The sequence below is a fragment of the Psychromonas sp. genome (assembly GCF_983033635.1).
On record NZ_CEZLMY010000066.1, the window covers coordinates 11,033 to 19,273 of the forward strand.

Genomic DNA, 8,241 nt, shown 5'->3' on the forward strand with positions numbered 1-8,241 from the left:
AAAAATTAGCCATTAATAAACAGAGTAAAGAAGCACCAACAATCAGCAGCAAAGGATGAAAACTGTCAAACGGGATTGAATCAATGGCATTCGATGCAAGGCCCGATTTATCCAGTGCAACACCCAATGCGATACCGCCGGAAACCAGCCACAAAACATCCCATGAAATATTCTTTAAATCATCTTTGGTGATAATTTTGAACATTGAGAATATCGCAACCGGGAGCATAGCTACCACATAAGAGCTCATGCCGTGAACACCACCTAATAACCACAATAAAATGGTTAACGTAAAGGTCATATAAACTAAATAAGCCTTAGGTGTTTTTAAAAAATGCCCTTCAATATCAAGTTTGATGGTTTTAGTATCTGCCGGAAACAGGTAGTTTAATAATAACCAGGCAATCAACAGCATCACAGTAACAAAAGGTACGCCAATTGCCATCCATTCGGCAAAACTGACACTGTATTCATCCACTAAGTATTTCAATGCAACGGCATTAGGTGGAGTGCCGATCGGGGTCGCAATACCACCGATATTTGCAGCCACTGGCACCGATAGAGCAAATGCCACCTTACCGATATCTTCTTTGGCAAACAGTGCCAATACCGGAGTTAAAATAGACAACATCATAGCGGTGGTTGCCGTATTACTCATAAACATAGAAAAGATGGCGGTTATCATCATAATTCCAAGCATCACATACTTAGGACTATTACCGAAAGGACGTAGTAATACCCGCGCTAAATTCACATCTAAACGGTACTTTGTGGCGGCCATGGCTAAAAAGAAACCGCCTAAAAAAAGCATAATAATAGGAGAAGCAAAAGTTGCCATTATGGTACTTTGCTTAAGCAGATGCCCTTGTTGTTCAACGGGGCTATTGGTTGCAAACCACAATCCGTTATCGGAGATAAGCAGTAATTCAAAAACAATAATTAACACAGAGGTGGCATAGATAGGAATAGGCTCCAAAACCCAGCATAGTGCGGCCATAACAAAGATGGCAATAACACGCTGCTCTACCAGTGTCAGTCCTTCAATACCAAAGCTGCTTGCCGGTAATAGAAGAACAATTAAAGGTAGAATAACAGGTAAAATATACTTTAAGTTTTGTTTTATCATGAAGCACTCCTTTACCGAAAGTATGCTCCCTTCGCCTATATCAGTTTTAAAAAATAGCTGCGCAGGTCATACCATTAATATTCAGCTTTCCTGAACATTCAGAAAAGCTAAAGCGAACACTAAATCTACACCCTTGTTAACTGTTGATAACAAATTAACATTTAATTAAACGATACAGGGTTGGCGCATCAAGTTTTTCTATATACACTTCATAATCGATCCCTTTTTCGACGATATACTCAGTCAATAACTCTTTCACCGTTTGTAACAGCTCCTGCGGATCCCAAACCTTTTCTAAAAAATTATCCAGTTTGGCGTTATTGATTGCTCTTATGGTATCAGCTTGTGTTGCAAGCCCGGTTAACAACAGTTTTTTAGTGCCTAAAAAACGGTTATCTAACGCAACTTCTGTTAATAACTCAACACCCGATTTTTCAGGCATTACATGATCCGAAATTAATACCGCAACATATTCTTGTTGTGCATCTAACTCCTCTAATAGTTCTAAACACTCAAAAGCAGACTCACACTCTTCAATGTTAAACATATCACTGAAATATTCGAGATCATGAACGACAGACTCCAGCACTTCACGTTCATCATCTACACAAATAATATTAATTTTTTCCATAGCACCCTCTTAAAGTTCGAGTATTTAAAAATACATTATTATAATAATTAACCAATAAATGAGATTTGCTTAAGCATATAAAGCATTGCATAAGTTATTAATAAACCGATAATTCCGATACCCCCCCCCACTCTTGCCATCTGTTTCGTTTCAACATGGCCTGATGCATAAGCCAGTGCATTCGGCGGTGTACTGATTGGCAGTGACATGCCTAATGAAGCGGCAAAAGTAACGGCAAGAATCAATACCACTTCACCACCATATGGCAATAATGAATGCATCGATGCACCTAGCGCTGCAACGAGCGGTAACAGTAAGTTGGCTGTTGCTGTATGCGACATAAAATTAGCCATTAACAGACATAACAGGGATGCCCCTACAATTAACAGTAGAGGATGAAACTCTGCAAATGGAATCGCTTCAATCGCATTGGCTGCAAGTCCGGACTGATCTAAACCAACACCCAGTGCGATACCGCCGGAAACTAACCACAAAACATCCCAGGAGATTTTTTTTAAATCCTCTTTGGTGATGATTTTAAACATAGAAAAAACAGCCACAGGAATAAGTGCCACAACGTATGAATTCATACCGTGTAATCCCCCCATCAACCACAATAAAATGGTAACAATAAAAGTGACATAAACGATAATTGCTTTCGGTGTTTTTAAGAAACGCCCTTTAATATTCAGGTTGATCTCTTTAATAGAGGATGGAAATAATGTGCTTAATAATAACCAGGCGATAAATAACATCACAATCACAAATGGCACACCAAACACCATCCACTCACCAAAACTAATATTATTTTCATCCACTAAGTATTTAAGCGCAACAGCATTTGGCGGAGTGCCGATAGGTGTGCCGATGCCGCCTATGTTAGCTGCAACCGGCACCGATAACGCGAAGGCGACTTTACCTAAGTCTTTACTGGCAAATAATGCCAGTACAGGCGTTAAAATTGACAGCATCATCGCCGTTGTCGCGGTATTACTCATAAACATCGAGAAAATAGCGGTAATAATCATTAAACCAAGCATCACATATTTAGGGTTTTTCCCAAACGGTTTAAGTAATACCCGTGCCAAGTTGATATCCAGACGGTATTTAGTGGCGGCCATTGCCAAAAAGAAACCACCTAAAAAAAGCATAATAATCGGCGAAGAAAAGGTACCCATAATGGTTTTATAACTGATTAAATGCCCTAATTCAGGGGATGGGGTTTTGCTAAACCACAAACCTTTATCGGAAATAAGTAACAGCTCTAAAACAATAATTAAAACCGATGTCGCATAGATAGGAATAGGCTCTAAAACCCAGCAAAGTGCAGCCATAACAAAAATTGCAATGATCCGTTGCTCCACCAAGGTCATATCAACTATGCCAAAACTTGTAATCGGCAATAATAAAATGATTAAAGGAATAACAATTGGTAAAACATACTTTAGCTGAATTTTTTTCATAGAGGCTTCTAGTTATTATTTTTAAATTATTCAAATAAGCATTGTAGTTAATCCTCTACAAACTCTCTAACTGAAAACCTGCATTGGATCATGCCATAAAAAAAAAGCCTCGCTGAATCATCAGAAAGGCTAATTAGATCACGTTAATTTTATTGGTATTATTGCGCGAGTGCTTTTGTCACTTTTTCAAAGAGATCCAATGCTAAGTTATCAAGTTTTAGTAAACGAGTTAATTGCACTTTAATCAGCTGCTTACGATTTTCATCTAAGCGTTTAAATTGAATAAGCGGGGTAATCAAACGCGATGCGACTTGCGGGTTCTGCTCATTGAGTTTAATCAACTGTTCAGTTAAAAACAGATAACCACTACCGTCACTTGCATGGAAATGATATGGATTGTTCTGCACAAAAGCGCCCACTAATGCGCGTAAACGGTTAGGGTTACTAAAATCAAAACTACGGTGCTTAAACAGCGCCTTGATGTTTTCAAGTACATCGTTATCAAGTAAAGTCGCTTGTAAACTGAACCACTTATCCATCACTAAACCATTTTCAAACCACTTGTTTTCAAAGTCGGCCATAACAGTTTCACGGCAATCAACGAAGGTATTATTGGCGGCAAGCAAAGCACCCAGATGATCAGTCATATTATGACTGTTATTAATCTGTTTAATAATTAAATCATTGGCAAGTGAAGGGTCCGCTTTACTGATAAATAACAGCGCCAAATTAGCCAGTTTGCGATGAGCAATATCATTACTATCTGGTTGGTAATCACCGCTCACCTGATGATTTTGGTAGACCAAAATAAATTCATTTATTAACTCAGCAGCTAACTGCTTAAGCATAAACTCACGCGCCAGGTGCAGGGCTTCGATATCAACAGTATCAAATAACTCCATTGCCCCGGTTTCGCTAACAAACTCAAACATATCTGCAATCAATGCCGGATCTAATTCAGCACTAACCAATACCGATTTAAAAGCATTGATCAACAGATCAGGCAAATACATATTTTGCTTAGCTTGTAACTGCTGAACATTTTTTACCAAGTATTTATTAAACAAGCTTTGCCCTGCATCCCAACGAGAGAATTCATCACTGGCAAAATTAATCAGATGCAGCAGTTGCAGATCCGTATATGCATATTGATATTTAACAGGGGCAGAAAAACCACGGAACAAACAAGGTACCGGTTTGTGAAAGATATTTTCAAACACAAATGTCTGTTCATTTTGCGTTAAACTGAGCACTTTACTATTTTGCTTATTACCTAAATCGAGCGCATTGCCGGTGTCATCTAACAGTTCAATATCAACAGGGACATGTAAAGCTTGTTTGACTTTCTGATCCGCAGTTGGCAAGTTTTTTTGCTTAAAAGTAATTTGGTAACTGTTCTTTGCGGGATCAAAATAGTCGGTCACATTCACTTGCGGTGTACCCGATTGTGAATACCAACGTTTAAAGAGTTTTAAGTCAATGCCACTGGCATCCTGCATCGCAGCCACAAAATCATCACAGGTCACCGCTTGCCCGTCAAATCGCTCGATATATAACTGCATACCTTGTTGGAATTTGCTTTCACCTAATAAAGTATGCAGCATGCGAATAACTTCAGAACCTTTATCGTAAACGGTTACGGTGTAAAAATTATTCATCTCCATCACAGATGCTGGTCGGATAGGATGGGACATCGGTCCTGCATCCTCTGCAAATTGATGATTACGCATGATTTTAACATTGGCGATACGGTTAACACTGCGACTGCCTAAATCTGAGCTGAATTCCTGATCCCGGAAAACAGTTAAGCCCTCTTTAAGGCTCAATTGGAACCAGTCACGACAAGTAATGCGATTACCTGTCCAGTTATGGAAATATTCATGACCAATTACAGCTTCAATGCCTAAATAATCCTGATCGGTGGCGCTTTGTGAATTGGCTAAAACAAATTTAGAATTAAAAATATTCAAGCCTTTATTTTCCATCGCCCCCATATTGAAGAAATCAACGGCAACAATCATATAAATATCGAGATCATATTCCAGATTAAAACGCTGCTCATCCCACTTCATGGCATTTTTTAGCGATAACATCGCATGTGCTGTTTTATCTAAATTACCTTTATCTACAAATAGTTCTAACGCAACTTGTCGCCCGCTCTGTGTCGTAAAGCTGTCTTTTAAACAATCAAAATCACCGGCAACCAATGCAAACAGATAAGCAGGTTTTGGGAAAGGATCTGCCCAGCTCACCCAATGACGACCGTTATCCAACTCCCCCTGTGCAATACGGTTACCATTTGATAAAAGCGACGGATAAAGTGATTTGTCGGCGGTGATTTTAGTGGTGAATTTAGCCATCACATCCGGCCTGTCTAAATAATAGGTAATACGGCGAAAACCTTCCGCTTCACACTGCGTACAAAAAGCATCTCCTGATTTATATAAACCTTCAAATGCTTTATTACTTTCAGGACTGATTTCTGTATTAATTTGTAACTTAAATTCACTCGGCAAGTTATTGATTAACAGACCGCCTTCTACTAACTGGTAATCACAATAATCAATATCATCAACTAAAAGGGAGACTAATTTCAGTTGCTCTCCAAACAGAAATAGTGGTTGCTTATTATCATCAGTACGACACATTTCGCTGGTCGCTTTTACCTGTGTATTGTCATCAAACAGATCAAATTCAAGATCTAATGTGCTCACCGTGAAATCTGAAACTCGATAATCTGAAAGGTGTTTTTCTTGTGGTTTTTTTTCAACCACTTCTTCGATAGAGGCAACTTGGCTCATTTTTATACACTCTTAATTATTACGGATGAAATAGAATTTCACTAATATACAAGAAGGCATGGCGAATGCTAACCCTTATCGAAAAACTCTTTGAATTTATTTGTCGTCATACCAATAGCAAGGTTAATTTCCAGCCATAATTAACAGTGCAAATATCATTGCAAAGCATGAATCTAATGCGTATAAACAAGCTTCTCTTTTAGCATTTTTATTCAGTTGGAAACTTCAGTGACCTATCGTCAAGAAATCAGTAAACTTATTAAATTAAGTATCCCCATTTTTATCGCTCAATTTGCACAAACCGCAATGGGTTTTGTTGATACCGTAATGGCTGGAGGAGTTAGTGCCAATGATATGGCGGCTGTTTCTATTGCTGCGAGCATATGGCTGCCGTGCATCTTATTTGGTGTGGGTATATTAATGGCGTTAATACCGCTTACCGCGCAGGCACATGGCGCGAATGACACGGCCAAAATTCCAGAAACAGGTCAGCAGGGTTTGTATCTTGCATTACTGCTTTCGATTCCGATCACATTACTTCTATATAACGCAGGTTATGCGGTTAATTTAATGGATATAGAGCCCGCATTAAAAGAGATAACCACCCGTTATTTATATGCAGTGCTATTCGCAGTGCCCGCTTTTTTATTGTTCCAGGCATTACGTAATTATGTAGAAGGATTATCTCTCACCAAACCTGCAATGGTGGTCGGTTTTATCGGTTTAATAGCCAATATTCCTCTTAACTGGATTTTTGTATATGGGAAATTCGGTTTACCTGCCTTAGGTGGTGTCGGTTGTGGTGTTGCAACCAGCATAGTTTACTGGCTAATGCTTTTCGCGCTGCTATTTTATGTGCTGTATACTAAGAAACTGCAACACTATCCGCTATTCAAGTCATTTTCTGCACCAAACTATGCACAGATATGGTCCATATTTAAACTTGGATTACCCGTAGCTGTCGCCCTGTTTTTCGAAGTAACCATCTTCGCCGGTATTGCAGTATTAATCGCACCTTTAGGATCGATGATTGTTGCTGCCCATCAAATAGCAATTAACTTTGCAAGCATGGTATTTATGCTGCCCATGAGTATTGCGAATGCAGTCAGTATTCGTGTTGGATTTAATTTGGGTCGTGATAATAAGAGCGGCGCTAAAAGTGCAAGTTATGCAGGATTTACTGTGGGACTGGGTTTATCAATACTGACGGCAGTATTAACCGTTATCTTTAAAGAAGATATCGCCCGACTCTATACAGATCATCAAGAGGTTATCACTTTAGCCGTAACTTTGATGCTGTTCTCTGCAATGTACCAATGTGTTGATTCGATTCAAGTTGTTGCTGCCGGCGCTTTACGTGGTTATAAAGAGATGATGGCAATTTTCACGCGCACCTTTATCGCCTACTGGGTTGTTGGTTTACCATTGGGGTATCTACTAGGTATGACAGATCTAATTGTCGAACCACTTGGCGCAAAAGGTTTTTGGATTGGTATTACAGTAGGTTTAACCGTTGCGGCTGTTTTATTAGGACAACATCTGCTTAAAATACAACGCTCAATAGATTTTAAAGCGCTTTAAAAACGATCGAAAATGCTCCATCAAGTAGTTAAAATATACAATGCGTTTAATAAATCAGCATCTGACAAATTAAACGCAAATAATATTTGACGAGCTAGGCACAACTCAGTAATATCTCGCCTCGTTGTCACGGCTTAATCGCTTAACAACTTCTCGGTGATTAGCGCAATTTATTAGTGCATCTCCTTGGGTTTATAAAGAGTTGGACCAGAGGTCTGACCCGCAAAGCATAATCCCTAAATAGAGTTAAAAAATACTCGGTGATTAGCGCAGCTTGGTAGCGCACCTGGTTTGGGACCAGGGGGTCAAAGGTTCGAATCCTTTATCACCGACCAAATTTAAAAAACATGTTTTATACATGTTTGTAGTTTTAAAACCAGCTTCGCGCCCTTAGCTCAGCTGGATAGAGCAACGGCCTTCTAAGCCGTAGGCCACAGGTTCGAATCCTGTAGGGCGTACCATTTTTAAAAAGTATAGTGGCGGATGTAGCTCAGTTGGTAGAGCCCCGGATTGTGATTCCGGTTGTCGCGGGTTCAATCCCCGTCATTCGCCCCATTTTTTAATGATAAAAAAGTTTAAATAGTTGCGGAAGTGGCGGAATTGGTAGACGCGCTAGATTTAGGTTCTAGTATCGCAAGG

General features: G+C 39.4%; 5 protein-coding genes and 3 tRNA genes. 4 read left to right on the plus strand and 4 right to left on the minus strand.

The annotated features are described in order from the left end of the window. From AC4GME_RS10370 to pepN, 4 genes are all read right to left on the minus strand, one after another. Positions 1 to 1,126, minus strand: a 1,126-nt coding sequence (locus tag AC4GME_RS10370) for an SLC13 family permease (RefSeq protein ID WP_490379354.1), incomplete at its 3' end; no start/stop codon positions are given. A 154-nt stretch (positions 1,127 to 1,280) separates the two neighbouring features. Next, positions 1,281 to 1,757 (minus strand): response regulator, encoded by a 477-nt coding sequence (locus AC4GME_RS10375; RefSeq protein WP_490377249.1) that lies wholly within the window; start codon positions 1,755 to 1,757, stop codon positions 1,281 to 1,283. A gap of 47 nt (positions 1,758 to 1,804) precedes the next feature. After that, a complete protein-coding gene (locus AC4GME_RS10380) occupies positions 1,805 to 3,220 on the minus strand; it encodes an SLC13 family permease (RefSeq protein ID WP_490379355.1) in 1,416 nt (471 codons plus the stop codon). A 158-nt stretch (positions 3,221 to 3,378) separates the two neighbouring features. After that, complete coding sequence (gene pepN / locus AC4GME_RS10385) at positions 3,379 to 6,021, minus strand: aminopeptidase N (protein WP_490377251.1); 2,643 nt, start codon at positions 6,019 to 6,021, stop codon at positions 3,379 to 3,381. Positions 6,022 to 6,249: 228 nt separating this feature from the next. Here pepN and AC4GME_RS10390 point away from each other — a divergent pair, with 228 nt between their 5' ends. The 4 genes from AC4GME_RS10390 (at position 6,250) to AC4GME_RS10405 (ending at position 8,157) form a co-directional block, all read left to right on the plus strand. Next, positions 6,250 to 7,602 (plus strand): MATE family efflux transporter, encoded by a 1,353-nt coding sequence (locus tag AC4GME_RS10390; protein WP_490377252.1) that lies wholly within the window; start codon positions 6,250 to 6,252, stop codon positions 7,600 to 7,602. A gap of 258 nt (positions 7,603 to 7,860) precedes the next feature. Then, positions 7,861 to 7,937: transfer RNA gene (locus AC4GME_RS10395), tRNA-Pro, on the plus strand. A gap of 49 nt (positions 7,938 to 7,986) precedes the next feature. Further along, a tRNA-Arg gene (locus AC4GME_RS10400) sits at positions 7,987 to 8,063 on the plus strand. A gap of 18 nt (positions 8,064 to 8,081) precedes the next feature. Next, a tRNA-His gene (locus AC4GME_RS10405) sits at positions 8,082 to 8,157 on the plus strand. Positions 8,158 to 8,241 lie beyond the last annotated feature (84 nt).

What these genes read in the sequence shown, in the direction of transcription:
- AC4GME_RS10375 (WP_490377249.1), bottom strand. Translation starts at nt 1,757, where the DNA reads ATGGAAAAAATTAATATTATTTGTGTAGATGATGAACGTGAAGTGCTG.
- pepN (WP_490377251.1), bottom strand. Translation starts at nt 6,021, where the DNA reads ATGAGCCAAGTTGCCTCTATCGAAGAAGTGGTTGAAAAAAAACCACAA.
- AC4GME_RS10380 (WP_490379355.1), bottom strand. Translation starts at nt 3,220, where the DNA reads ATGAAAAAAATTCAGCTAAAGTATGTTTTACCAATTGTTATTCCTTTA.